Raw genomic sequence first — 25,656 nt, 5'->3', positions numbered from 1 at the left:
CGCAGCGCCTACTTAATTGATATTGCCTTTGATGACCGAAATCAACATCGGTTGACCGCGCTCAGGAATTTCCGCGGGTGTTACCGGGTTTAGACGTATTTCTTGCACGTCGTTTTGGAGCGTCTTAAGGGTTACCGTAAACCCTTGCCCGATAAGCGGGTTTTCATCATCGCTGAACAACCAGCCAAACCAACCCTCATCTTCGTCCGCATTATCACCTTTGTAGGTGACGTAGTAGGTGCCTTCGCTACGGTTGAGGTCATCAACGCCAAAACCCGAGTTTTCAAGCGCTATCTGCAAAGAAGCCCAAGCGCGATCAAACGGGAGTTCGAGCTCGAGATATGCCTCGTTAGCCGAGACATCGACACTGCGCATTTTACCTTCTGCACTGATCGAACGATCTGCGATCATGGAAACTGACGCCTCTTCGGTGCTATTTGCAATGTATTGCGCAATACTTTGGAGCACATCGGACTCAATCTTAAAATCATCTGACCTGTCGGGCCAAGCGTCGTCAACCGCGCGGTACATGTGTACGACATGTAATTCGCTGGTTCCACGCTGAACGCCTCGCTCGACACGCAATCGGAATCGGGCCTCACGCTCATCATCTTTCAACGGTAAATACTGGGTGTCGATAATACCTGCCTGCGGATCAACAGCAGCAACAGGCCAGTTAACGCTGGCTAGAAAACTGCGCACTTGGGGCCAAAGCTGTCCCGGCGCGACGTTGACCAACGCCCAACTTTCCTCACCCAACTTTTGGATGCGCACAGTATCAGCCGCGGTCGCAGCCACCAGGGGTTGGGGGCGCGGTGCTTCAAATTCAACGGGGGATACATAAGCGTTCTCGACCGGGGGTATCGAATAGACTTCCTCGATATGACTAGACTGCACCCCCTCCGGCAACGTGAGCAGAGGCTCTTCCTTGGATTTTTTGTAGTCGTCCGCTTTGCTCGGAAACAGACCCTGCTCACCGAATAAATATCCGCACGCTGATACGTTAACGACCAAGAATCCTACTGCAACGGACTTAATAATAGGGTTGTTCACGAATTCTCCTTACACGCATCCAGCGCTGCCGCTAATTCGGCATGGTATTGTTCACTTAGAGGCGTGAGTGGCAAGCGAATACCATCGCCAATACGCCCCGTGTGTGCCAAGGCCCATTTTACGGGTATTGGATTGGACTCTAAAAACAAGGCTTGGTTCAGCTTGCGAATGCGCTCACTGATCGCCTCAACTTCAGCGGCATTACCCTCGAGCGCGGCCTGGCACAATTGCGCCATCGTCTTGGGGATAACGTTAGCCGTCACAGAAATATTTCCAGCCCCACCGCTCATGATTAGTCGAGCCGCAGTGCCGTCATCACCTGAGTAAACATGGATATGCTCTGGTGCGCGAGCGATAAGATCAGCACCGCGAGCCAGGTCGCCCGTAGCATCTTTAATAGCAACAATCCTTGGGTGCTCAAACAAGGCCAGTGCCGACTCATTGTTGAGGTCTACGCTGGTGCGACCCGGCACGTTATACAAGACTTGGGGTATGGATACCGCGTCGGCAATTGCCTTGAAATGCGCAATCATGCCAGCCTGCGTGGGCTTATTGTAATACGGCGTTACGGACAAACACGCATCAGCCCCCGCGTCTACCGCGGCAAGAGAGAGTTCGATCGCTTCTCGAGTCGAGTTCGCCCCAGTGCCAGCAAGGATGGGGATACGCCCCTTGGACCAACGTGCGCAGAACCCAATGACTTCGCAGTGTTCGGGAACCGTTAAGGTCGCGCTTTCACCAGTCGTACCCACTGCGCCTATCGCAGCTGTGCCCGAGGCCAAATGCCACTCCAGCAAGGCTTCAAGAGCTTCCCAGTCGATCTGCCCACCCGACATCATGGGCGTCACTAAGGCAACGATACTACCTTTAACATCAAATGTTTTAGTGAGTGATGAGGTATCTGTCAAAACTTATTTCCCGTTATAATTGGCGTCGCCATTATGCACTCTGTTCAAGCGCTGGCAAACCGCTCGTGCTAAACTCGGAGTTTACCAGAAATGTTGTATCGATTTCTCAACAAATAGAGAGTGATTATGTCCTTTATCAGAACATTACTCGCCATCGTGCTTTCAAGCGTTGTGTACGTGGCACCGGGTTTTGCGCAGCCCGAAGTTTATGGCTTGATGGATAAACCGAAGTTCACCGTCAATGAATTGTCCTACCTAGACAACCAGTACATGCGCTCTCAACGTAATTTAATCGAAGATATCGTCCGTCGCAGCCTAGGCAGCAGCTTCACAGGCGATCCGAGCTTTGACGTGCCAGTGCTACAGCGATTGCTCAGCGAGGGCAAAGTATTGCCCCACCAGCGCCAAGAATTGCAAGCTATGGGGATTATTTTGGGGGATCTACTCGCCGAAAAACTGGGCATGGAATGGGTTATTTATGAAGACGACCTGGGGCGTTCGCGTGCCTTACAGTTAAACGGAACCGACAACTTTTTGTTTCCAGTAACCATGATTTCACGACGCGTCGAGGCGGGCAACACGACCCCAGTGCAAGCGATCTACGACAAAGCAGTCACAACGATAGAACCGCTGATACCGCCAAAACCCTTCGAGTAAGGTCAACCCTCGGTGCGTTGGTCACGAGACTGCCAGCGCACGTACAACATTCCAGCAACGAATATTGACACGATAGCGTCCATCGCTAACCAAGCTAGCCAGTCCGACGGCGTCGCAAACAAGCGCTCCACCCCCGCGATAAAATACATCAGACTCACAAAGCACAGCCAAATGATGCTGCGTGGACGGCGCTCAAACAAACCAAAGGCAAACAGTAACAATGGCCCCAGACGGCCCACCCAGACAATCCAAGGCTCTCCGTAAACGGCTATGATGCCGATCTGGTAGAGCAATAATACTGACCAAGCCACAACCAGAAACACATAAGCGACTTGGGCTCGCTTGCTCAGTTCACTCCAAGGCTTCATGCGTGCAACCTCTGCGCTAATGATGCGACGCGTTTGCCCAGCGCAATCGCCAGAGCACCCTCATCGTCGCTAAGTTCACTTCCACCCGCGTGCCCAGAAACATGGCTCGCCCCATAAGGTGTCCCGCCAGTTGTTGTCGTCATAAGGCGCGCCTGAGTGTAGGGCAAACCCACGGGTAACATCCCATGATGCAGCAAGGGAATGAGCATAGATAACAGGGTCGATTCTTGGCCTCCATGCAGACTTCCGCTGGAGGTAAATACTGCACAGGGCTTATCGACTAATACACCCGATAACCAAAGGGAACTGGTTTGCTCCAAAAAAAACTTGAGCGGCGCCGCCATGTTTCCAAAGCGAGTAGGCGAACCCAGAATTAATCCTGAGCATTCCTCTAAATCATCGAGCTCACAGTAGATTGGCCCGTCGGACGGCACGGGGTCTTGCACTTCATCGGTCGTCGGGGCAACGGGCGGCACAATGCGAATCCTCGCTTCCATACCCGCAACTTGTTCAACACCTCGTGCGACGCAGTCGGCTAATTTGGCCGTATGACCTGTCCGCGAATAATACAAAACTAAAATATAGGGGTTCGCCGCCATGCTAGGAGATTAACTCCAGTACGTTTTCAGGGGGACGTCCCACGACCGCTTTCCCACTCACCACTAAAATCGGACGCTCTATCAGCTTTGGCTCGATCAACATGGCGTCTAAGATTTCTTCCTCAGTGGACGATTTCAAATTTCCGTCTTTGTAGGCCTGCTCGCCTTTTCGCACCAACTCGGACGGCTCCATACTCAAAAAACCCAAAATTTCTTGCAACTCTGATTTGGACAAAGGCTCTTCCAGATACAAACGCGTTTGGAAATCGCAACCGCGCTCTTCTAAAATGGCCAGCGCTTGGCGTGATTTAGAGCAGCGGGGATTGTGCAGCAAGATCATGTATCCAATTCCTTGTTTAAAACGTATGTAACGATTATAGCCCAATCAAGGATACAAAAATGACCCAGCTTAGAATATTTGTTAGCGCACTGGCGCTGTGCCTGTTAAGCGCCTGCGGCGGCGAAGATCAAGTTTCAATCGCACAATACAAAGGGCAATGGGTCTTCGTAAACTACTGGGCCGAATGGTGTAAACCCTGCATCAAGGAAATACCCGAACTGAACCAACTTCACGCCGCGCATGATAATGTCACTGTATTAGGGGTTAATTTTGATGGTGAAATCGGTGAGGCGCTTAGGGAACAAGAGCAAACGTTAGGCGTCGAATTTCCCACCTTGCCCTACGACCCCAGTGCTGAGCTTGGTATCGAGCGCCCAAAAGCACTACCCACTACCGTCATCATCAATCCCGCTGGCGAGGTTATCGACGTATTAATCGGCCCGCAAACTGAGCTATCTCTGCTCGCGCAAACAAATTAACAGGCAAAAAAAAGCCGGCGGTTATAAGGTCGCCGGCAATGGAGGATTCTTTCCTCCGGGGGATGTGCGGCTCGAACCCAATCGAGCCTGAAGGAGCAACACGCCAACGCAGTATTCACAACCTTGGCACTTACTCAGACCAAGGCTTTTACGCTTAGTTCCCATAAAGTCGCATTTTTTTGTAAAAAATTACCAATCAAACACAATTTTTTTAATTGGCTTCACGAATCCAGCGTGAACTCGCCTCTTGCCCGGGGCCCGACGCGACGCCTAACTCCAACTCTTGGACTAAAGGATCGTCGAAATCGTCAAGCAAACGCTGAAGCAAAAAATAAGAAAGCTCTTCAACCGTTATGTTGACCATGGGCAGCACAAGTGTCTCGTCTGCTCGAAAATACATCGTTTGCCCGTTAAAAATCACTCTGAGCTGATCGCCTTGCGAGTCGATATTTAAATGCGGCGAATCGCCCGCAAGCAACATGTATTCGTCATAAGCGTCACAGAGGTCTTGCAGACGTTTTTTATAAACATTGTAATCTGCAGAGAAGCCTTCTGGTCCTATTGCAGCGACGATGCGTAAACACACAGAGTAGTTGTGCCCGTGTAATCGTTCGCGATCGGTCGCCGAAAAAATGGTAAAGTGCGCTGCCGAAAACTTGTGGCTTTGCTTACCGATGCGTAAGGTGATCAGTCGTGACATGTGGATCCTTGGCATAAATGTCTGTGAGCAAGTTTACGAGCCCTAAGTCCGATTGGTTCATTAATGCTTCGGGATACCAACTATTGAGCTACCTACAACAAAGGATAACCCTATGTCAGACGCAAGGCCAACCGTCGCAATTATCACCGGAGCAAGCGCCGGTATTGGCGCGGCAACAGCGAAAGCATTTTTAGACCGCGGCGACACCGTCATTGCTGTTGCGCGGCGTCCATGCCCGCATACAGAAGCGATATCGATACCCACTGACCTCACATCAGCCGAATCAATTGACGCCCTAGCACAACAGATAAAATTAAGTCTCGATCCTGAAGCTAAGATCTGTTTGGTACACAACGCGGCACGAATGAACAAAGATCGTGTAGATGCCTGCGCTGATGACGATTTGCGAGCCGTACTAGAAGCCAATATTGTTGGAATCAACCGCTTAAACCAGGCTCTGCTGCCTTACATGAGAGAGGGCTCTAGCATCGTCTACGTCGGATCAACATTGGCTGAAAAAGCCGTGCCCGGATCTTTCAGCTATGTCATTTCAAAGCACGCTCAACTGGGTATGATGCGCGCCACCTGCCAGGACTTAATGGGCTCAGGCATTCACACAGCCATGGTTTGCCCAGGCTTTACCGACACCGAAATGCTAAGAACCCACTTGGGCGACAACACCGAAGTCATTAACGCCATCGGGGCCTTGAACAGCTTTTCTCGGCTGGTTCAGCCCAATGAAATCGCCAGTGGCGTTGTATTTTGCCACGACAACCCGGCAATCAACGGCAGTGTATTTCATTTAAATCTTGGACAGAAAGAGAGCTAGGATCATGTCAGAGGGGCCAAGCACAGCCATCATTTTTGAACGACGCGAACGCGTATTTTTGGTGCTTGCTGGCGTATTTCTGTCGGCTATGACCTTACTGAATGTTATTGGCATTACGCGTTTCGTGCAGCTAGGACCACTAGCCTTAGCTGTCGGCGTACTCCCCTACCCACTCACCTTTCTGTGCACGGATTTGATTTGTGAGCTCTATGGGCGTAGCCGTGCCAACTTTTTGGTGAGTGTCGGTTTGGGTATCAACATACTAATCTTGTTGGTTCTAACACTCGGTAATATCGTACCCTCGGTGCCCGCCGACACACTTCCTCCCTGGCAAGTGTTGCAACTCAGCGAACCCGTAGCCCTCCCCAATGGACAAATCGTCTCAGGATCGATCGAACTGTACAGCTTGATTTATGCGACCACGTCAGGCGCCGTCTTTGCCTCTATGCTCGCCTACATTGCAGCGCAGTATTGTGACGTGCAGCTGTTTCACTTTTGGAAGCGGCTCACCAAGGGACGCCACCTCTGGCTAAGAAACAACTTAAGTACGCTAGTGAGCCAGTGGGTCGACGCCACCATGGTAGTGACGGTTACCTTCGGCGCAGCCTTCCTGCGAGATGAACTCACCTTCCAAACGATGCTGGTATTAATTTTAAGTAACTACGCGTTCAAAGCGGTCGTCGCACTGCTGGACACCGCACCCTTGTATTTACTGGTGCATTATTTGCGACGTTATCTCCACTTGGCACCGTTGGAATTGGCAATACCTCTCGGACAGGAGATTGAGGCGAGCAGAACACGCAACTAGGGCAGTGACAGTTGCTTATTCAATGACTCGTTCTGCTGCAACACCGATTTCACCAGCGGTATCGTCACTTTACGCTGCTCGGCCAAACTCGCTTGATCTAGCTGGTCCAGCAGTTGTAACCAGTACTTGAGATCGCGCGGTAGATGATTCGTTATGTAAGGATAAACATCCTCATTCACTTTTATGCCTCTAAATCGCGCGCGTTCACTGAATATTTTCACTCGCTCCTGATCGTTGTAATTAGCGAGCTCAAAGGCTGGAAACAAGGTGAAGCGCGACCGAAGATCGGCCAGCGGCGTGTCGACATATCGAGGGGCGACCTGCGACGAACACACCCAGCGCCCTCCTTGGGCGTGATGCCGATTGAATAAATGAAAGAGTGCCTCCGACCAGGCCGGAGTGTGAGCCAATTTATCAATGTCGTCGAAGACCAGGCAATCGGTTGCCTCAAGCCCATCCAGCATGGTCGGATCACACGATGCGATCAGTTCATCCGCGGGCAAATACAACGCTGTTTGGTCATTTGCGCAGACCAGTGCGCTTAGAAGGTGTGTTTTACCGGTAGAGTAAGCACCGGTTAGCCAAATAGAATCGGCACCTTCTAACTGCTCTCGCACCAACAACCGGTTTTCATTGAAAACAAAATTGTCAAACGTGAATCCATCAGGCAACTGCACATTCAGCGTGAGTTGTCGCGTTAAAAAGCTCATCGACCGAGCCCAAAGCGCATACCGAGTTCATTAACCTCGATAAAGTCAAGACCCAAAGCGTCCCGCACGATTTGCTTGAATTGTTCCCTAGAAACAGGCGACTCGACGCCCAACGTTAAACTTTGACCATCCAGACGGATAACACGAACTGACTCGACAAACACGTTAGCCTCGAGCGCACGCATAATCCGACGATAATCTTGGAAATTGGTCAACCCATCAATCACGATGTTGGGCAAATCAGCTTCATCCGCCCTGACGGCCAACTCACTGCGAGCGCGACGCACAAGCAGTTCAACCAAGGCTGATACCGCCTTTGTTTTATCGGCGTATAACGCCTCCAGTTGCGTGTTTAAGCGACCTTCCTCTACAGATAGAACGCTCAGCAGAATCCGGTTATCGGTGAGCTCAGCCCATTTAATCACCCTTTGCACTTGGGGTTGATAGCGCTGCATCGCCCTCGCTAAGGGTACCCTCTGGCTTTGCCATAGCGCATCAGGGGACACCGTCACAGTATCGGTTAAGTCGTATAACGGTAAATCAAAATCCAAACGATACTCATCTAGGAGAGTCTTCACGCCTTCAACAAGCGCGAAATCGCGGCGGGCATCGAGGTATCTGACATCGCCATTGAGGTCACTCACGACCCACCACAAAAGAGGTTTGGGCCGATCGGCTGGAACCAATCCTAGGCCCTCTGCAAAAATGGCCTGAGTGAGCGCTTGAGCATCAAACTCGTAAGAAACGACTTGTCTGCTCCCGGATGACGCGTCGCGCACCCCCAAAAAAATTGCCTGCTTTAGCAGGGACTTCCCTTGACTCAAAATTGGGGTGAGTTTCGTTTGCTCAGTTTCAAGAGTCATAGATTTGAGTAGTGACAAAAGCGCCAGATTAGCACCTGCATCTAACTCACTGGCAGATTGACTCTCGATTTCTGCTGTCGCTCTGAATACACCGTTTTCTTGAGAGCGCGCTATCACACTGAACAGCAGAGCGATGGTCATCAATACGACTAATGATATTCGCACAGCGAATCCCGAAATAATGAAAATCCAAGTGTATCAAGACGCGCCTCTTGTGTAACTGTACCGATGTTAGTTCATGCATTTCATGGCGAAAAAACGTAGAATGCGCATTTTGCAGATCGAGCCCTACTCACCATGACTGAAGCTACAGGTTTTACCTACAAAGACGCCGGTGTTGACATCGATGCCGGCGAAGCCCTTGTTGACCGCATCAAAGACGTCGCCGTTAGAACACGACGCCCAGAAGTTTTGAGCGGATTGGGTGGCTTCGGCGCGATGTGTGCGATACCTGCAGGCTACAAAGAGCCCGTGTTAGTCAGCGGCACAGACGGCGTGGGCACAAAATTGAAGCTAGCTATGCAACTCCAACAGCACGACACGATTGGTATCGATTTGGTCGCGATGTGCGTTAATGATCTCGTGGTCGCGGGTGCTGAGCCTCTGTTCTTCTTGGATTATTACGCCACCGGCGCATTGGATGTCGATATTGCGGCGCAAGTGGTACACGGTATTGGCGAAGGTTGCTTACAAGCCGGATGTTCACTCGTCGGCGGTGAAACAGCCGAAATGCCGGGAATGTACGAGGGTAATGACTACGACTTAGCGGGTTTTTGCGTCGGCGTCGTGGAAAAGTCCAAGGTCATTACAGGCGACACCGTTGCCGAGGGCGATGTGCTCGTTGCGATGGCCAGTTCAGGCCCGCACTCCAACGGCTATTCACTGATTCGACACATCATCGACCAAAAAGGTTTAGACGTCAGCGCAGACTTAGACGGGAGCACCGTTGCACAAAAACTGATGGCACCCACGCGCATTTACGTAAAGTCTGTGCTCGCGTTGATGGAGACAACTAACATCAAAGCCTTGTCGCACATCACAGGCGGCGGTATCACCGAAAACCTACCCCGTGTGCTGCCCGCAGACTGCGGAGCCGAAATCAACCTAGGCAGCTGGAATCGACCCGCTGTATTCGACTACCTTGCCCAACACGGACAAGTCGCTGAGAAAGAAATGCTTCGCACCTTTAATTGCGGCGTTGGCATGATTGTCTGCGTGGCAGCGGATGCTCTGGACACTACCTTGGCTACGTTGACAGCACAGGGTGAGACGGCTTGGCACATCGGAACTATTGTGAAACGCGGTAGCGCGGCGGTAACGTATATCTCGTGAGGCTCGCATTTTTCATATCAGGTCGTGGCAGCAATATGGAAGTCATCCTGGATGCCATCGACCAGGGACATATTCCGGCCACTGCACACTTGGTCATCTCGAACAAAGCCGACGCTCTTGGACTTGCTACAGCACGCGAGCGCGGTATCCCAAGCATTTTTTGCGACCACCGCGATTATGAGTCTCGCGAAGCGTACGATCATGTTCTGGTCCGCCACCTGCAGGACCATCAGATCGACGCCGTGATTCTCGCTGGTTTTATGCGCATTCTATCCCCGGTTCTAATCCGAGAATTTGAAGGGAAAATGCTCAACATTCATCCATCGCTATTGCCCAAATACCCCGGACTGCACACGCATCAAAGAGCTCTGGACGCAGGCGACACTGAGGCCGGAGCCACCGTTCACTTTGTGATTGAGGAACTTGATGCAGGTGCTGCGGTCTTACAAGCAAGGGTCCCAATAAAGGAAAGCGACGATGCAGCGAGACTCAGCGAGCGCGTTTTACAGATGGAGCACATTATTTACCCGCTGGCCGTCAAATGGTTAGCAGAGGGGCGCATTCATTGGCAGGGCGGAGCAGCTTACCTTGATCACGAACCTATTCCTGAGCACGGCGTACAGTTTTCAATGTAATTGGCACAGAGCTCTCATTCTGACGCTAAGCCTGATTGCGCTTTCCGCAAATGCCGACGCATTAAAACCTTACCACCTAAGTTATAAAACGACCGCAAAAGGCCTGTCCATGGACCTTGAGCGCTCGCTGAAGCTAACCGAAAAAGGCGATTACCTGCTGACTAATCAAGCCAAGATTTTACTGGCGGGTTTTATCGAAACCAGCGTCTTCGAGCAGCACGACGGCACGATTCAAGCAAAGCGTTATGTATACCAGGGAACCGGCTTGATAAGCCAAAAGCGTGAGCTCCTATTTGACCCTGAACTGAACAGTATCAAAAGTTACGATAAGGGGGCATGGCATGATCTGGACCTTACGCCGATGACCTACGACCGCGTCAGTCAACTGGAACAGCTGCGGTTATCCCTCATCCAGGGAGCCGATCCCAAAATGGGGTTTGCCGTGGAAATAGCGGATCGTAAAAAAATCAAACACTACAAGCTAGACTTCGTGGGCGAGGAGATCATTGAAACTGATCTGGGTCCGATCCCTACAATTCGATTTCAGCGAGGAGCCGAGGACGATGAGCGAGAGTCAAACATCTGGCTCGCCCCTGCCTGGGATTTTTTAATGGTAAAAACGACCCACGTTGAAGACGGCACACTGATTGCGGCCACCGTTAGCAAAGCGTATCTCGATGGCCAAGCGTTATCGATCACGCCCGAGGAAGAGTAACCCCACGCTGCCCTTGGTACTTGCCGCCGCGGTCTTTGTAGCTTACTTCGCACACCTCATCGGACTCAAAAAACAACATTTGAGCCACGCCCTCGTTTGCGTAGATCTTGGCCGGCAAAGTGGTGGTATTCGAGAATTCGAGGGTAACGTGCCCCTCCCATTCAGGCTCTAAAGGCGTTACGTTCACAATAATACCGCAGCGCGCGTAGGTCGATTTCCCGAGACATACCGTGAGCACATTGCGTGGGATCCGAAAATACTCAACGGTGCGCGCCAAAGCGAACGAATTGGGCGGGATGATACAGACATCTGATTCAACATCCACAAATGAGCTTTCATCAAAGGCTTTCGGGTCAACAGTCGCTGAGTGAATATTGGTAAACACTTTGAATTCACGTGAACAACGCACATCGTAGCCATAGCTTGAGGTGCCGTAAGACACGATTTTATCGCCTGCCGCATCTTGGCGCACCTGGCCCGGCTCGAAGGGTTCAATCATGCCGTGCTGAGTCGCCATTTCTTTAATCCAGCGGTCAGATTTAATGCTCATATCGATATCCTTAAATTATTCGTCACTGAATTGTACGTTTGGGGCAGCGGGTTTTACTTGAGCCTGGAGTGCCGTCAGCAAGTTTTTGGCGCAGTTTTTGTACAGTTCGCCCTCAGCAGAGTCGGGAGCAGCAACGACGATAGGCTTGCCTGCGTCGCTAGATTCACGAATAGAAAGCGCCAAGGGTAAACTACCGAGTACCTCTACCCCATAATCTTCGGCAACCTGAGCTGCGCCATCGGCACCAAAAATGGCCTCTTGATGACCGCAGTGACTGCACACATGAATTGCCATATTTTCGATCAAACCCAATATGGGCACATGGACTTTACCAAACATTTCGATGCCTTTTTTCGCATCCAGTAAAGCGATATCCTGGGGCGTCGTGACAATCACAGCCCCCGCCAAGGCGGCTTTTTGCGATAAGGTCAACTGGATATCACCCGTGCCTGGGGGCATATCGACGATCAAAATATCCAAATCTCCCCACAACGTTTGATCGAGCATTTGAGTGAGCGCACCGCCCGCCATGGGTCCCCGCCATACCATTGGGGTTTTCTCGGTCACTAAATACCCCATCGACATGGTCTTCAGACCATAGGCCTCCACTGGATACAAGAACTGTCGTCCTTGAGTTTCGGGTTTGGTGCCCTCGGCAACACCGAGCATCATCGCTTGACTGGGACCGTAGATGTCGGCGTCTAGCAAGCCAACCCGCTTTCCCATAGCTTGCAAGGCCAAAGCAAGGTTTACTGCGGTAGTAGATTTGCCCACACCGCCTTTGCCAGACGCTACGGCGATGATTGCGCCAATTTGATTCATCTGCGGCTCCAAAGCATAAAAAGGGCCTAGTATAAGGAGCTAACCCGCCTGCAACAACGTTAGGTTTTGGAAAAAATGCCCAGCAAGCGGTATCATACGCGCCCCGTGTTTAAAGGCTTGCATTATGTCCTACCAACAACCGCGCCGCATTCTCGTCACGAGCGCTCTACCCTACGCTAATGGGCCGCTCCATCTCGGCCACATGCTCGAACAAATCCAGACCGACATCTGGGTAAGGTTCCAGCAATCACAGGGGAACGAGTGTTATTACATTTGTGCCGACGACGCCCACGGTACCGCCATTATGCTAAAAGCCCAAGCCTTGGGTATTACACCCGAGCAGCTTATCGAACAAGTGCGTGAACAGCACGAGCGTGACTCACGAGGATTCCTCGTCAATTTTGATCATTTTTATAGCACTCACAGCGACGAAAATCGCTACTGGAGCGAGCGGATCTATGGGGCCTTACGGGATTCGGGCCAGATTGTGAAGCGCAACATTGTGCAAGCCTTCGACCCCGAGAAGGGTCTGTTCTTGGCAGATCGATTTATTAAAGGCACCTGCCCAAAATGCAAGACCAGCGACCAATATGGTGATAATTGTGAAAGCTGCGGCGCCACCTATACCCCCAATGATCTCATAGATCCCGTCTCTGCGCTGTCCGGTGCTAAGCCCGTGCAAAAAGAGTCAGAGCACTACTTTTTGGATTTGGCCCAATCTAGCGAGTTGCTCACAGATTGGATCAACAGCGGTCGCCTGCAGTCCCAGGTCGCGAACAAATTACGCGAGTGGCTCGATGCGGGCCTGCAGGGTTGGGACATCAGCCGCGACGCACCCTACTTCGGCTTCGAGATACCGGACGCTCCCGGCAAATACTTTTATGTCTGGCTGGATGCACCGATTGGTTATATCGCCAGCTTCGACAATTTCAGCAAGCAAAACAACCTAGATTTCGAATCATTTTGGTTTGATGGCAAGGCGACCGAGCTCTACCACTTTATCGGCAAAGACATTATTAACTTTCACGGACTATTCTGGCCCGCCATGTTAAACGCGGCCGGTTTGCGAGCGCCATCAGCGATTTATGCCCACGGATTTCTGACGGTAAACGGCACCAAAATGTCTAAAAGCCGAGGCACTTTCATCAATGCGAGCAATTATTTATCTCATCTGGCTCCCGAGTATTTACGCTATTATTTCGCCGCGAAACTTGGCCCATCGGTAGATGATATCGATCTGAATCTGGAAGACTTTGTGCAGCGAGTCAATTCCGATGTTGTCGGCAAAATCGTGAACATCGCCTCACGTTGCGCGGGCTTTTTGAAGAAACGTTTCGACAATACCCTAGCGGCAGAGCAAGAAGCGCCCGAGCTCTTGTCAGATTTACTGGATGCGCGCCGATCTATCGCCGCTCATTTTGAGGGCCGCGATTACAACCGAGCTATCCGAGAAGTGATTGCGCTCGCCGATAAGGTCAATCAGTTCATCGACGAGAAACAACCCTGGGTACTGGCTAAAGACGAAGCCAATAACGCCCAAGTGCATCGCGTCTGCTCAGATGGCGTGCAGGCCTTCCGAATCCTAGTTTCGTATCTGGCACCAGTCCTCCCAGAAATGGCCACCAAATCGGAAAACTTCTTAAACACCCAATTGACGTTTTCAAATCTAGAGTCTGGTTTATTACCTGCAGGACACCAACTCGAGCCCTTCTCGCCCTTAATGCAACGCATCGAAATGAGCGCGGTAGAGGCCATGATCGAAGCCGAGAAAGCAGCTGCGGCCACGCAAGCACCTATTAAGGACACGCCAAAAGCGGGACTTTCGGCCTCTGATCATCCTCCCATTGGGGAACAAATTGACTTTGACACCTTTGCTAAAGTTGACTTACGCGTGGCAGATATTATCGCTGCCGAGGAAGTCGAGGGTGCCGATAAGCTACTGCGACTGACTGTGTCATTAGGGGACAGTGAACGCACAATCATAGCGGGCATCAAAAGCGCCTACAGTGCAGCTCAACTCGTCGGTCGTCAAATCGTAGTCGTGGCAAACCTAGCGCCTCGAAAAATGCGCTTTGGTACCTCAGAAGGCATGGCTCTGGCCGCAGGTCCGGGTGGCTCAGACATATTTCTGCTGGCACCAGACTCAGGTGCAACGGCGGGGATGCAAGTAAAATAAAGGACTAAAATGGGGTATGGGAACCGACCATACCCTGACCCAGCGGGCATCAAGAGTACCGACCGAATGATTGCTGAATTTGCTGCACTACTACTGGCCACTGTTTTAGTTAACAACTTCGTTTTGGTGCAATTTTTGGGCCTTTGCCCTTTCATGGGCGTGTCAAACAAAATCGAAACGGCAATGGGTATGTCCATGGCGACTGCGTTTGTGCTGACGCTTGCATCGGGCTGTAGCTATCTGACTTATCATCTTATTCTTACTCCACTCAATCTAGAGTACTTGCGAACCATCTCTTTTATTTTGGTTATCGCAGCTGTTGTTCAATTTACCGAACTGCTCATCCGTAAAACCAGCCCCTTGCTCCATCGAGTTCTGGGAGTGTTTTTACCACTCATTACCACCAACTGTGCGGTGCTTGGCGTGGCGTTGCTAAATATCAACAAAGCGCATACGTTTGTAGAGTCGCTCTGGTATGGCTTTGGTGCGGCACTCGGGTTTGCGCTGGTGCTGATCCTGTTTTCAGCCATGCGCGAGCGCTTGGCCGCGGCCGATGTGCCCGCCGCTTTCGAGGGCCCGGCTATTGGCATGATTGCCGCTGGACTGATGTCACTTGCGTTCATGGGATTTGCGGGATTGGTATAGTCTATGGACAGCGCGTCACTCAACAACGTATGGTGGGCCATCGCGGCGCTGTTAGCCCTAGGCGGAGGTTTCGGAGCGTTACTGGGATTTGCTGCAATCAAGTTCAAGACCGAAGGTAACCCCGTGGTCGATCAGGTCAATGCATTGCTGCCTCAAACTCAATGTGGGCAATGCAGCTACCCCGGTTGCCGCCCTTACGCGGAGGCCATTGTAGCCGGTGAGGCGATCAACAAATGTCCGCCAGGTGGTGAAGCCACGATCCATCAACTGGCTGATTTGCTGAATCTTGAAGCGCTGCCACTCGATGCCGAACACGGCGTTGAAAAACCAAAAACTGTGGCCTACATTCACGAAGACGAGTGCATCGGCTGCACCAAGTGTATTCAGGCTTGTCCCGTCGATGCTATTCTCGGCGCCGCAAAGCTTATGCACACGGTCATTGCCAGCGAATGTACTGGGTGTGACCTTTGCGTCGAACCCTGCCCTGTGGATTGCATCGACATGATCGAACTACCCACAACACTGCAAAACTGGTCATGGCCATTGCCACAGCAGACATCAATAATCGCCACAGATAAACTCCATGGTAATGCTGTATGAACGCAATCTACAGTTTTCACGGCGGCATACACCCTGAAGAACGCAAAAGCGAATCGAATACTTCCGCGATTCAAGCGGCACCTCTGCCATCCTATTTGATTCTACCCGTCTCACAGCACATCGGCGCACCCGCTAAACCGGCGGTTAATGTTGGCCAACGAGTGCGGAAAGGTGAACTTATTGCCCACGCCGACGGCCCATTGAGCGCCGCCGTCCACGCTTCGAGTTCGGGCTATGTTGTCGCCATTGAACCGCGGATAGTGGCTCACCCATCGGGCCTGAGTGATACCTGTATCGTCATTGAGACAGACGGGCACGACGAGGCAGTAGCGATCACACCTCACCCGAACTGGCAGACCTACGAGAGGACTAAACTACTGGGACTCATACGCGACCATGGTATTGCCGGCCTTGGCGGAGCGGGCTTCCCTAGCGCTTACAAGCTAAATAGTGACCACATAGATACGCTCATCATTAACGGTGTGGAATGCGAACCGTATATCACGGCTGACGATCGACTGATGCGCGAGCGAAGTGATTTGTTAGAGCAAGGCATTAACATCTTGCAGCACATCACTGGCGCGCAGAGAGTGCTCATCGGCATAGAAGACAATAAACCTGAGGCTACCGAGGCCGTTCGCTCTGCCTGCGAACATCGAGACTGGAGGGTGATAAGCGTTCCTACCATGTATCCATCGGGCGGTGAAAAACAACTCATAGAGCTACTGACGGGCAAGCAAGTGCCCCGAGACGGTATTCCAGCTGACCTTGGCATCGTGTGCCAGAATGTCGCAACCGCCACAGCGATTGCGCAAGCGGTCTTGCATGGGCAACCCCTAATATCACGCATCACGACACTCACGGGTGAATGTATTACCGGCAAAGGCAACTACGAGGTGCGACTTGGAACACCCGTCGAACACCTTTTGCAGCACGGGGGCTACACCCGAGAACAAAGCCAAAAAGTCATTATGGGTGGGCCTCTCATGGGCTTTACTTTACCCGATCTGAGGGTGCCCATTGTCAAAACAACAAACTGCATTTTAGCACCCAGCAAAACTGAGCTCGCAAGCGACACTCAGAGCCAACCCTGTATTCGATGCGGGCACTGCGCCGACGTCTGCCCCGCGTCGCTGCTGCCACAACAGCTCTATTGGTATGCTAAAAGCCAAAACCATGAGCAACTAGACGCCCATAATTTAGCTGACTGTATCGAGTGCGGCGCGTGCGCGTACGTCTGCCCAAGTGCTTTACCTTTGGTCCAATTTTACCGAGCCGCGAAAGCCGAGATCAAAGAAAAGTCGATCGAACAGCGTCAAGCGGACATCGCCAAAACTCGCTTTGAAGCGCGTCTGGCGCGTTTAGAGAGAGACGCTGCGGAGCGTGAAGCAACGCGTGCTGCGCGTAAAGCCGAGGCGAAAGCCAAGGCAGAGCAAGACTCTCGCTTTGCTGGCGAGGCAGACCCGGTTCAGGCTGCAATAGAGAGAGCGAAAGCCAAAAAAACTCGACTGCAGCAAAACGGCGAACCCAATTCACTGCACAGTAAAATTGAAGAACTCACAGCTAAGCTCGAACGCGCAAAATTTGGTTTAGAGCAGGCGCACGTCAGTGGGAAAGAGGAAAAAGTACTCACCGCTCTTTCCGCTAGTGTTCAACGCCTGGAGCGCCTCTTGGCAAGCGAGAAGGCTAAGCAAGAACAGACACAGGAGCGCCCAGAATGATGCTGCAGCAAGTGTCGTCACCGCACCTACGTACTGCTCGATCCACCGAAGAAATCATGCTCCGAGTGTTGCTGGCCTTGGTGCCGGGCATTATCGCCATGGCGCATTTTTTTGGGCCCGGTGTATTCACCAATATTCTCATCGCCTGCGTGAGTGCCGTCGTATGCGAGTCGTTATGTCTGAGCATGCGCGATCGCCCAGTCATACGGTCTCTCAGAGACTACAGCGCAGCGGTAACCGCTGTATTACTGGCACTTGCCCTACCGCCCTACTCACCCTGGTGGTTAATCGCGATTGGTACGATAGCAGCCATTGGTCTGGCCAAACATGTGTTTGGCGGTCTAGGACATAACCCGTTCAATCCCGCTATGGTCGGTTACGTCGTGCTGCTTATTTCGTTTCCTGTCCATATGACACAGTGGACCGCGCCGAGCTCACTGGCTACCACCCCAGGGATTTGGGATAGTGTTCTAGCCGCCATGGGTTCAGAGACCTACGACGCTGTCACCATGGCGACACCTTTGGACCTCATGAGACAAAATGACGGTCTTATGGTGAGCGCGCTTTGGCAACAATATCCACAATTTGGTCGTTTCTCGGGCGTCGGGTGGGAGTGGATTAACTTGGCGTTTCTCGCCGGCGGTTTGTGGCTTTTGCAGCAAAAAATCTTTAACTGGCATGCGCCGGTGGGAATGCTCTCTACCCTTGGATTGATGAGCGCCTTATTCTACGACGGAGGGTCTTCCGCGAGCGGTGGCTCGCCATTATTCCACTGGTTAAGCGGTGCCACCATGTTGGGCGCGTTTTTTATCATCACGGACCCGGTTTCTGGCGCGACATCTAATTTAGGTCGCTTAATTTTTGGCGCACTGGTGGGGCTGCTCGTTTACTGCATTCGTGTCTGGGGTTCTTACCCTGATGCAGTAGCGTTTGCGGTATTACTGATGAATTTTGCAGCGCCCTTCATCGACTACTACACTCAACCTAAGCCCTACGGGCAACAAGCGCGGGACAGTGAAAAATGATGGCTCGGTCGGTTATTCAGCATGGTGTGGCCTTGGCGGTCTTCGCGGCTATTTGTGCGTTCGTTCTAGCCTTCACTCAAGCGAAAACCGCGGAACCCATCGCTCAAGCCAAAGCCAAAGCCAGAGCGCAAGCACTGGCTGAAGTTATGCCTCCCGACTATTACCTCGACCCCATTCTCGATGAGAGCTTCGAGGTCTCTAGCGCCACTGGCACTCGGTTCATTGCTCCGGGAACAAAAATCCTGCGCGCCCTCAGCAATGGAATGGTGGTAGGGGTCATCATTCCAATCCGAACACCCGAGGGATACAGCGGCGACATCGAGTTACTGGTCGGTGTCGATAACACACTGGCCATTACCGGCGTAAGAGTCCTGGCCCATAAAGAAACGCCCGGGCTTGGCGATAAAATACAACGCAACAAATCACCCTGGATTGACGGCTTTTTGGGCAAATCGCTGTCGAACACGCAGGTAAACGCTTGGACCGTAAAAAAAGACGGCGGCTCTTTCGATCAATTTACCGGAGCCACCATCACACCTCGTGCCGTGATCCGCGGGGTGTACAGTACATTGATCTACGCCCAGGATAACTATCAGATTTTGTTCGGGTCGCCCTTACCTGACGTCCTGAGCGATATCACACTGACTGAAGATTCGATAAGGGAAAAACTCATAAGCCAACTGGGCGCTCCAACAAACCCGATCAAAGGAGCCACCTATGCGGAGTGACCTTAAAGACCTTACACTTAAGGGCCTGTGGAGCAACAATCCCGCGCTCGTTCAACTGCTGGGTTTATGTCCTCTGCTGGCGGTCAGCACCACTATCGCAAATGCACTTGGCCTAGGTCTGGCGACGTTATTCGTGTTAGTCGTCTCCAACCTATCGGTATCACTGGTTCGTAACATCGTCAGTAATGCCATTCGACTGCCGGTCTTCGTGCTCATTATCGCCTCGGCTGTTACTTGCACTGAGTTATTGATGCAAGCGTACAGCTTCGAACTTTATGAGGTTCTGGGCATCTTTTTACCACTGATTACGACGAACTGCGCTATTCTCGGACGAGCCGAGGCATTTGCCAGTAAAAATGCCTTATTACCTGCAGCCTACGATGGCTTGATGATGGGATTCGGTTTTGCCCTGGTATTAGTTGTGTTGGGCGCGATTCGAGAGCTGTTAGGCACAGGTATCCTCTTCGCAGATATGCAATTGTTGTTCGGACCCCAAGCGGCAACTTGGCGTTGGGTCGTTTTTGAAGACTACGAGCCCTTTTTGTTAGCAGTATTACCACCGGGCGCGTTTATTTTTACGGGCTTACTTATCGCCCTCAAAAATAGGCTAGACCAGCATTTTGCCGATAAACAAACCAAACAAGGCGCGATCGAAGCAGGTAGCAAACGCGCTCGCGTGACCGGCGTTATTCGTTAAGCGACTCAACAACCAGCTCTAGACCGTCTAAGATCTCGTCGACTATGGCGTCATCAAGACCTCGGTTCTCTTCATCGCAGACGTAGGTCACAAACAAAGTTAAACTTTGAGCACGCAACCACCACTCGCGAATCGCAGCGCCATCCTCCAGGTACACAGTTTCCACCCCATCAAAATCGCCGCAACAACAGCTACTCCACTCTAAGTTATCATGCTCGGCGTTCAACTTAGCCAGCTCTTCAATACTCAGTTGCGCTTCGCCCGGCTCAGCTATTAAGTGACTAATCTCGATGGTACCCACCTCATCTCGGTCGGTAATCAGAATACTTTCGTCGTCTTGTTCGGCATTCCATTCATCGGGCAAGCCAAGACGCCACCACTGCGTTTCAAGTACTCTCATTGTGTCTCCAAATGCTTTGACATGAGCACCGCATCTTCGCGGCTACCGTCGGGGTTGGGATAATAGCGCTTTCGCAGGCCATCGTGAACAAAGCCTAGCCCTTCGTAAAGACGTATGGCACCTGCGTTGGACGCTCGCACTTCCAGCAAACAGCGATCGCAGTCTTGATTTTGCCCCCAAGCCAGTCCTTCTAACAGCAGACGCGCCGCGAGGCCCTGCCTGCGTTTCAGGGGGCTGACGCCAATGTTATAGAGCGCACAGCTATCGTACTCTTTGGCCATGACGGCGTAGGCGATAATCTCCGAGGCTTCTTTCAGCACCAGCACAATTTCGTTTTCGTCACCTCTGCAACCGGGGTAAAACGTTTCCTCGGTCCAGCGCGACTCGCCACACTCTCTCGCAAGATTTGCCAGAGCCTCTAGATCCGACAGACCCGCTTGAACCAAAATCACGCTCACGCAAATCCGTTAGCGATCAAGTCTTGCCACAACGAACGCTTAAGGGACTGATCCGTCATCATGGCGTCTAGACTAGGGCCTATCAAGATCTGCTTATCTGCGGCATGCTGAACAAACACTTGGGCAAGTTGTTGGCTTAAATCACCAAGCAACAAGACTCGGGTATCACTCTGAGCCGTATGCTTGCTTAAAAAGCCAGCAAAAGCGGATTTAGCCGCATTAGATTCGTTGGCGGATACGCCCGGCATCGGCCAATGAAATTCCAGTACGCTGGGTAAGGCTGACGTATCCGACTGAACCGAATTCGCGGCATGGCAAGCTAAACTGATATTCTTTGACAGTGCCCAGTGTTGAGCCTGCAATTGTGCGCCCACCGCCACTAAGGTAACGTCTGCATGCGCATAAACGAGCGCCGTGAATTTAGAGGGCAAAACGGTTTCTTCAGCACTGGCACTGGCACTGGCACTGGCACTGGCACTGGGATTTTCACTGAACGACGAGTCCTCTGCCTCGACAACTTGGTCGCTTGTCTGTGGCACCACCATCGAGGACGTCGTTTCTGCTCGTGGCCGCTGGGCTGCCAACTCAGGCTTCGGTGAAGGTCGAGACTCAAATTGATTTTGGGTCCCCATCAGCGACTCCCGCACGGCTGCTAAGCTGGCAGTAGGGTTGCCAACCTCAACAGACCTCTCCCCTTCGTGCGACTTCTTAGCCTCCGGTGACGCCGCAGAAGCGATAGTGGTCGCTGACCCAGATTTGCTAGCCAGGGGCACAGCTCTGGGCAGTATCGCACCGCATGCGGGCTGGCGCACCAAGACCAACGGCTGAATACCCAGCGCCTCAAGATAGGCAAGCTTTTGAAATTCTTGTTGTGGGTGCAGTGTCGTCATGCCGCAGATGCTACCACAGATCCAGAAACTTTCGCCCTATAAAAAAGCCGAGCACTAAGCTCGGCTTACAGTAAATCTATCAATACCTAGGGGATACAAGTGAAGGTCTGGGTCACCGCCGCCGCACCGGGGTTAGCAATCGAGACACTCACAGTATCAGCACCCGCCGTTGCCGCCACTGACGCAATCTCGATACCGATTCGGTAGGCGTTTGCAGCGTTATTGTTTGGCACGGTGAATGTCGTCGGTGATACGATCGAGCAATCTCCCGTTGCGCTTACCGTGATGGTCGCACCATTCGCCGGCTGGTTGTTATATTGATCAGAGAAGTACGCTACATAACTACCTGCCGCTACAGTGTCGACTCCGGGTTCAACCAATACCGACGAGTCAGGTGTCGCACCTATGTCAACTAATGCAATATAAAGATTGTCCGAAGGTGATAGCACCAGCGCGATATTATCAAACACAGACAAGGTCGTTCCGGTGCACTCGCCACTGTTCAAGGTCGCCGCGGTACAGCCGATACCGGTGTAGAGATTGTCTCCGTCTTCACGAGAACCGGAGCTATCGTCATCCACGAAGAATTCATTGATCTGGTAAGCACCATCCTCGTTCGCGTCCAAATAAGGCTCGCCAAGATCATGCTGAGCATCGATGAATTCATTCAGGAAATCACTCATCAAACCATCGCCATCCACATCCAAAAAGCTTTCTTCACCTGTGGTTGTCGCTAGTATTGTGGTTCGAGAGCCCTGTTCTATACCTGTTAGACTCGAGGTGGGACAAGGATCGAAGGTACCAACATCATCGTTGTTGGCGACTCCATCCCCATCGTTATCGTAATCGGGACAGTCCACTGTTGATAAGTTGCTACCGATGGGTTTGGGTGCTTGTGAACGCCACACCACCGAGCACTCACCCGCTACGATAGAGCAGCTTGCGTCGATGGCGCCGTATTCCGTCGTAAAGTATACAACCGAACCATCGGGCACCACATTATTGTAACGATCAGCCAAACGGACCGAGATATTCGATGTTTGGTTCACTGCGGGGTATGCCTGTGACACCGACAAGTTATCTGAAAAAATCGTAAATGAATTTTGATCAGGAATTGCAGTCGATACCGTCACAACGGCGGAAGAAGCGAGCTGGGCGGTCGAATCGAGCTCAGCCGTAATCACCGTACTTGTAGGTACATTGCCTGAATTCAATGTGACACTCAGTAAACCATCGGCGCCACTGACAGCAGATGCTGCGTTCAACGCCAGTCCACCTACAGTAGACGACAAAGAGAAGTTGACCGTCTCACCCTGTACCGGTGCGCCGTTGCCATCCACCACACGGAATTGCGCCACCGCCGTTTCAGACACGTTACTCAAGGCGCCCGTACCAGCGATGGCCAGCGTTGTGGGAGTCACATCGACGGCCTCAATCGACACAGCTTCGACGGCCGCGGCAATGGTCAGTACTTGCGATGCAGTCTGAGCAGTCGCGCTGCCACCAAACTGCAGCGTAGCAAGCACCTCGTCATCACCAGTACAACCAGCACCTGCCGTGTAGGTCGCGCTTAACTGACCTGAGCTGGTCGTGATCGGACTCGCAGGGGATAGCGTCGCTAAACCGTTATCCAAGCAGTACGAACTGAAGGCCACAACCTGGGCTGACTTGATCCGATCCGCATCACTCGCATTGGTAATATCCAAATCCGAATTTACGATATCCAATTGCAACACCGCGGAACCCTGGTTCACCAAACTACCCGAAGCTGGGGTTGATGCAAGATCCGCCTCAGTAAAGTTGATGCCATCAATCGTTCCTATCAACAAATTAGGTGCAACCGCTTGTACATCAGCCACTACCGATACGGCACCCAGAGCCGAAACATAACTTGCACTCAGCTCGCCAATGCCTGAGATTATGTCATCGGTGTAGGCTATGGTTATCTCTGCAACGCCTGTTGCATCAGTCAATACGTAGCCATCGGTCGGGCTAAGTTGGCCTTTTGCACTCACAAACTGAATCAAGCGATTTGCCAGTGCATTTCCGCCTAAATCAGTCAAAGTAACTCTCGCTGTAATTTTGCGATATGGATCAGTTGATGAAATAATTGCATCAGCAATCGGGTTGGTGTTGAAATCTGAGAATGTGACGTCAGAGAGTTTGTAAGGAGCACCGGCTATCACAACACGTAAGCTCTGGGTATAGGTATTGCCGTTCTCAGTGTAAGTCGCAGTGACTAGACCATCACCAGAAGCACCATCATAGCTCAACAAAAACTCAGTCTCACCCGCTGAGTCCGTCACGCCAGTACTTCGGGACAACGCACCAATTGTGCTATTCAGGCTAACCGTTTGATTTGATTTTGAGGCTCCATCTGCGTCATCCAACCGTACGATTAATGTCATGGGACTTCCCGGGGTCACTATCGTAACGTCTTGGATAATAGTCAATCTATAGGCTTCTGCAGCAATGGTCTCAACGGACTGAGTATCTATGTAGGTTTCCTGGGCGCTACTAAAAGAGGCCGTCAATGTACCTGCACCCACCACATTGGCATAATTCACGGTGAAACGAGCTGTATACACGCCAGAAACTTCCTGAAGAATCGCACTACCATTCCCTACCACAAGGCCAAGATCAGTAGTAAGTGTAACAAGCAAACCCGACAAATCAGATGCATCCGTAGCCGACACCGTTACGTCCAAAGTCAGAGGATTCGCATCACTGAATACCCAACCGTTACTCCCATTGGTAATATTGATGGTATAACTTACAGCCGCGTTTGACGTAACCGCCACGTTAGCCTGGGTCGTTACTGCACCAAGGGGGGTCTCAAAGCTGGCCGAGACAACGCCCGCACCGATAACGCCCCCTGCATTTAGCGTAAATCTCGCCTCTCCCGCTAAATCGGTTAGAGCACTCGCCTGGCTCAAATTACCAATAGTAGCGTTCGCAAGCACCAATTCGCTTTTGACCGGCACCGCAACTCCCGTGCTAACATCCTCCAATGTAGCAACAAAACTCAGTGGGCTGTCTGCCGTAAAGCTGGCGCCATTCAACGGGGTCACACCATCCGATTGATATAGCGCCAACTGGTAGTTCATATTTGTTGCTGCCGCTTGTAAATTTAACGTATCCGTGTACGCCACGCCGTCCAAGGACGCAGTAACACCGACCGAGCCAGCACCTTCAGTGCCATTAAAAGAGACGGTGAAAACCGCATCGCCATTGGCATCGGTCAGCGCCGTATTGTTACTAGGGCTAACATCACCTACATTTGTATTAATCGTTACTAGCTCGCCGCTGATGGGTGTCGCCACACCGTCGAGGGTAGATAAGAAAGATGCCGTCAACGTTGCTGGAGAGCGTTGTGACAGGGTTGTTACCGTATCGCCAGTGCTGTTCGTGGCCGCAAGGCTCAGTGTGATGACGGGCTCATTCGAGGGCTCGATGATTGACTGAACATTAAACGTGCCGCTGTAGGTTGTTCCATCTACTACATAGCTGGCGGTGACTGTTCCCGCGCCCTCTTCTTGATTAAACCCCAAGGTAAATTCGGCAATACCAGCAGCATTAGTCAACGCCGAGGCGTTCGCAGGGGTAATTGTTCCAACAGTGGATTGCAACTCAACCACGGCCCCAGACACAACCGACGCGGTATTGGTTGACGTGTCTTCTACCAGGACCTCAATTGTCAGGGGACTGGAGGCCGAGAACTCGTTAGTTGTGGTACCGCCAGCATTCTTACCTGATACCGTCAGCGTGTAAGACGGCGTGGGCGTTCCATTGTTATCGGGCAAAAAGCCGCCACCTGAGCCAGCACCGCCACCTCCGCCACCGCAGGCAACAAGAACCAGAGTGGTTAATGTGCCTAAAATACGCTTAGCAAAAGTCAGTTTCGTTTGGGTGCTCGTCATGTTGGGATCCCTTATCACGCCAAATGCG

At 51.9% G+C, this 25,656-nt stretch carries 28 protein-coding genes; 14 read left to right on the top strand and 14 right to left on the bottom strand.

Going from position 1 to position 25,656, the window contains the following annotated elements:
• Positions 1 to 12 precede the first annotated feature (12 nt).
• Complete coding sequence (gene bamC, locus EYZ66_RS05050) at positions 13 to 1,053, bottom strand: outer membrane protein assembly factor BamC (RefSeq protein ID WP_009574497.1); 1,041 nt, start codon at positions 1,051 to 1,053, stop codon at positions 13 to 15.
• Positions 1,050 to 1,961, bottom strand: coding sequence for a 4-hydroxy-tetrahydrodipicolinate synthase (dapA, locus tag EYZ66_RS05045; RefSeq protein WP_009574496.1), 912 nt, complete (start codon positions 1,959 to 1,961; stop codon positions 1,050 to 1,052). The genes bamC and dapA overlap by 4 nt, the downstream gene beginning before the upstream one ends.
• A gap of 126 nt (positions 1,962 to 2,087) precedes the next feature.
• On the opposite strand from dapA, the gene EYZ66_RS05040 reads away from it, so the two are divergent.
• Positions 2,088 to 2,618, top strand: a complete 531-nt coding sequence (locus tag EYZ66_RS05040; RefSeq protein WP_083814309.1) for a DUF3806 domain-containing protein — start codon at positions 2,088 to 2,090, stop codon at positions 2,616 to 2,618.
• Positions 2,619 to 2,620: 2 nt separating this feature from the next.
• Here EYZ66_RS05040 and EYZ66_RS05035 read toward each other — a convergent pair whose 3' ends face one another.
• Genes EYZ66_RS05035 through arsC form a run of 3 tightly spaced genes read right to left on the bottom strand, consistent with a single transcriptional unit; the run spans position 2,621 to position 3,925 of the window.
• Positions 2,621 to 2,986: a DUF2069 domain-containing protein gene (locus EYZ66_RS05035; protein WP_009574494.1), complete on the bottom strand. Its 366-nt coding sequence runs from the start codon at positions 2,984 to 2,986 to the stop codon at positions 2,621 to 2,623.
• Positions 2,983 to 3,585 (bottom strand): NAD(P)H:quinone oxidoreductase, encoded by a 603-nt coding sequence (gene wrbA, locus EYZ66_RS05030; RefSeq protein ID WP_009574493.1) that lies wholly within the window; start codon positions 3,583 to 3,585, stop codon positions 2,983 to 2,985. Before wrbA ends, EYZ66_RS05035 begins: the two co-directional genes overlap by 4 nt.
• 1 nt (position 3,586) lies before the next feature.
• Positions 3,587 to 3,925 carry an arsenate reductase (glutaredoxin) gene (arsC, locus tag EYZ66_RS05025; protein ID WP_009574492.1) on the bottom strand — a complete coding sequence of 113 codons (339 nt, stop codon included), beginning with the start codon at positions 3,923 to 3,925 and terminating at the stop codon, positions 3,587 to 3,589.
• Positions 3,926 to 3,984: 59 nt separating this feature from the next.
• Between arsC and EYZ66_RS05020 the strand changes: the two genes are divergently transcribed.
• On the top strand, positions 3,985 to 4,404 hold the full coding sequence (locus EYZ66_RS05020) for a TlpA family protein disulfide reductase (protein WP_009574491.1): 420 nt from the start codon (positions 3,985 to 3,987) through the stop codon (positions 4,402 to 4,404).
• A 211-nt stretch (positions 4,405 to 4,615) separates the two neighbouring features.
• On the opposite strand, the gene EYZ66_RS05015 is transcribed toward EYZ66_RS05020, so the two are convergent.
• Complete coding sequence (locus EYZ66_RS05015) at positions 4,616 to 5,104, bottom strand: 6-pyruvoyl trahydropterin synthase family protein (protein WP_009574490.1); 489 nt, start codon at positions 5,102 to 5,104, stop codon at positions 4,616 to 4,618.
• 112 nt (positions 5,105 to 5,216) lie between these two features.
• Here EYZ66_RS05015 and EYZ66_RS05010 point away from each other — a divergent pair, with 112 nt between their 5' ends.
• A complete protein-coding gene (locus EYZ66_RS05010) occupies positions 5,217 to 5,933 on the top strand; it encodes an SDR family NAD(P)-dependent oxidoreductase (RefSeq protein WP_009574489.1) in 717 nt (238 codons plus the stop codon).
• A gap of 4 nt (positions 5,934 to 5,937) precedes the next feature.
• On the top strand, positions 5,938 to 6,741 hold the full coding sequence (locus tag EYZ66_RS05005; RefSeq protein WP_009574488.1) for a queuosine precursor transporter: 804 nt from the start codon (positions 5,938 to 5,940) through the stop codon (positions 6,739 to 6,741).
• Here EYZ66_RS05005 and hda read toward each other — a convergent pair.
• On the bottom strand, positions 6,738 to 7,451 hold the full coding sequence (gene hda / locus EYZ66_RS05000; protein ID WP_009574487.1) for a DnaA regulatory inactivator Hda: 714 nt from the start codon (positions 7,449 to 7,451) through the stop codon (positions 6,738 to 6,740). The genes EYZ66_RS05005 and hda overlap by 4 nt on opposite strands.
• Entirely contained in the window at positions 7,448 to 8,479 is a 1,032-nt protein-coding gene (locus tag EYZ66_RS04995; RefSeq protein ID WP_009574486.1) for a DUF2066 domain-containing protein, read from the bottom strand. The genes hda and EYZ66_RS04995 overlap by 4 nt, the downstream gene beginning before the upstream one ends.
• 132 nt (positions 8,480 to 8,611) lie before the next feature.
• Between EYZ66_RS04995 and purM the strand changes: the two genes are divergently transcribed.
• From purM to EYZ66_RS04980, 3 genes are all read left to right on the top strand, one after another.
• Complete coding sequence (gene purM / locus EYZ66_RS04990) at positions 8,612 to 9,646, top strand: phosphoribosylformylglycinamidine cyclo-ligase (RefSeq protein WP_009574485.1); 1,035 nt, start codon at positions 8,612 to 8,614, stop codon at positions 9,644 to 9,646.
• The gene (gene purN, locus EYZ66_RS04985; protein ID WP_040815772.1) at positions 9,643 to 10,281 is read left to right on the top strand and encodes a phosphoribosylglycinamide formyltransferase; all 639 of its coding nucleotides are present in this window, start codon (positions 9,643 to 9,645) and stop codon (positions 10,279 to 10,281) included. The genes purM and purN overlap by 4 nt, the downstream gene beginning before the upstream one ends.
• Positions 10,282 to 10,390: 109 nt before the next feature.
• Positions 10,391 to 10,996 (top strand): DUF3108 domain-containing protein, encoded by a 606-nt coding sequence (locus EYZ66_RS04980; RefSeq protein ID WP_009574483.1) that lies wholly within the window; start codon positions 10,391 to 10,393, stop codon positions 10,994 to 10,996.
• Here EYZ66_RS04980 and dcd read toward each other — a convergent pair.
• Positions 10,977 to 11,546, bottom strand: a complete 570-nt coding sequence (gene dcd / locus EYZ66_RS04975; RefSeq protein WP_160195611.1) for a dCTP deaminase — start codon at positions 11,544 to 11,546, stop codon at positions 10,977 to 10,979. The two genes, EYZ66_RS04980 and dcd, sit on opposite strands and share 20 nt — an antisense overlap.
• Positions 11,547 to 11,561: 15 nt before the next feature.
• Complete coding sequence (gene apbC, locus EYZ66_RS04970) at positions 11,562 to 12,368, bottom strand: iron-sulfur cluster carrier protein ApbC (RefSeq protein WP_009577154.1); 807 nt, start codon at positions 12,366 to 12,368, stop codon at positions 11,562 to 11,564.
• A 124-nt stretch (positions 12,369 to 12,492) separates the two neighbouring features.
• On the opposite strand from apbC, the gene metG reads away from it, so the two are divergent.
• The 7 genes from metG to EYZ66_RS04935 all read left to right on the top strand — a co-directional run bounded on the left by metG (position 12,493) and on the right by EYZ66_RS04935 (position 19,960).
• Complete coding sequence (gene metG / locus EYZ66_RS04965) at positions 12,493 to 14,544, top strand: methionine--tRNA ligase (protein ID WP_009577152.1); 2,052 nt, start codon at positions 12,493 to 12,495, stop codon at positions 14,542 to 14,544.
• A 66-nt stretch (positions 14,545 to 14,610) separates the two neighbouring features.
• On the top strand, positions 14,611 to 15,189 hold the full coding sequence (gene rsxA, locus EYZ66_RS04960) for an electron transport complex subunit RsxA (protein WP_160195610.1): 579 nt from the start codon (positions 14,611 to 14,613) through the stop codon (positions 15,187 to 15,189).
• A 3-nt stretch (positions 15,190 to 15,192) separates the two neighbouring features.
• Positions 15,193 to 15,789: an electron transport complex subunit RsxB gene (rsxB, locus tag EYZ66_RS04955; protein ID WP_009577150.1), complete on the top strand. Its 597-nt coding sequence runs from the start codon at positions 15,193 to 15,195 to the stop codon at positions 15,787 to 15,789.
• Positions 15,786 to 17,510 (top strand): electron transport complex subunit RsxC, encoded by a 1,725-nt coding sequence (rsxC, locus tag EYZ66_RS04950; RefSeq protein ID WP_009577149.1) that lies wholly within the window; start codon positions 15,786 to 15,788, stop codon positions 17,508 to 17,510. Before rsxB ends, rsxC begins: the two co-directional genes overlap by 4 nt.
• Positions 17,507 to 18,535, top strand: coding sequence for an electron transport complex subunit RsxD (gene rsxD, locus EYZ66_RS04945; RefSeq protein WP_009577148.1), 1,029 nt, complete (start codon positions 17,507 to 17,509; stop codon positions 18,533 to 18,535). Before rsxC ends, rsxD begins: the two co-directional genes overlap by 4 nt.
• Positions 18,532 to 19,263 (top strand): electron transport complex subunit RsxG, encoded by a 732-nt coding sequence (gene rsxG, locus EYZ66_RS04940; protein WP_009577147.1) that lies wholly within the window; start codon positions 18,532 to 18,534, stop codon positions 19,261 to 19,263. Before rsxD ends, rsxG begins: the two co-directional genes overlap by 4 nt.
• Positions 19,253 to 19,960 (top strand): electron transport complex subunit E, encoded by a 708-nt coding sequence (locus EYZ66_RS04935; protein WP_009577146.1) that lies wholly within the window; start codon positions 19,253 to 19,255, stop codon positions 19,958 to 19,960. The genes rsxG and EYZ66_RS04935 overlap by 11 nt, the downstream gene beginning before the upstream one ends.
• On the opposite strand, the gene EYZ66_RS04930 is transcribed toward EYZ66_RS04935, so the two are convergent.
• The 4 genes from EYZ66_RS04930 to EYZ66_RS04915 all read right to left on the bottom strand — a co-directional run bounded on the left by EYZ66_RS04930 (position 19,950) and on the right by EYZ66_RS04915 (position 25,628).
• Positions 19,950 to 20,360 carry a hypothetical protein gene (locus tag EYZ66_RS04930; protein WP_009577145.1) on the bottom strand — a complete coding sequence of 137 codons (411 nt, stop codon included), beginning with the start codon at positions 20,358 to 20,360 and terminating at the stop codon, positions 19,950 to 19,952. The genes EYZ66_RS04935 and EYZ66_RS04930 overlap by 11 nt on opposite strands.
• A complete protein-coding gene (rimI, locus tag EYZ66_RS04925) occupies positions 20,357 to 20,818 on the bottom strand; it encodes a ribosomal protein S18-alanine N-acetyltransferase (protein ID WP_050793481.1) in 462 nt (153 codons plus the stop codon). The genes EYZ66_RS04930 and rimI overlap by 4 nt, the downstream gene beginning before the upstream one ends.
• Entirely contained in the window at positions 20,815 to 21,708 is an 894-nt protein-coding gene (locus EYZ66_RS04920; protein ID WP_160195609.1) for a hypothetical protein, read from the bottom strand. The genes rimI and EYZ66_RS04920 overlap by 4 nt, the downstream gene beginning before the upstream one ends.
• Positions 21,709 to 21,794: 86 nt before the next feature.
• The gene (locus tag EYZ66_RS04915; protein ID WP_009577213.1) at positions 21,795 to 25,628 is read right to left on the bottom strand and encodes a beta strand repeat-containing protein; all 3,834 of its coding nucleotides are present in this window, start codon (positions 25,626 to 25,628) and stop codon (positions 21,795 to 21,797) included.
• Positions 25,629 to 25,656: the final 28 nt, after the last annotated feature.

Origin of the sequence: Aequoribacter fuscus, from assembly GCF_009910365.1 — a bacterium.
Lineage (GTDB): Bacteria > Pseudomonadota > Gammaproteobacteria > Pseudomonadales > Halieaceae > Aequoribacter > Aequoribacter fuscus.
The sequence above is the reverse complement of the archived record's forward strand: the minus strand, read 5'-3'. Positions and strand labels throughout refer to the sequence as shown.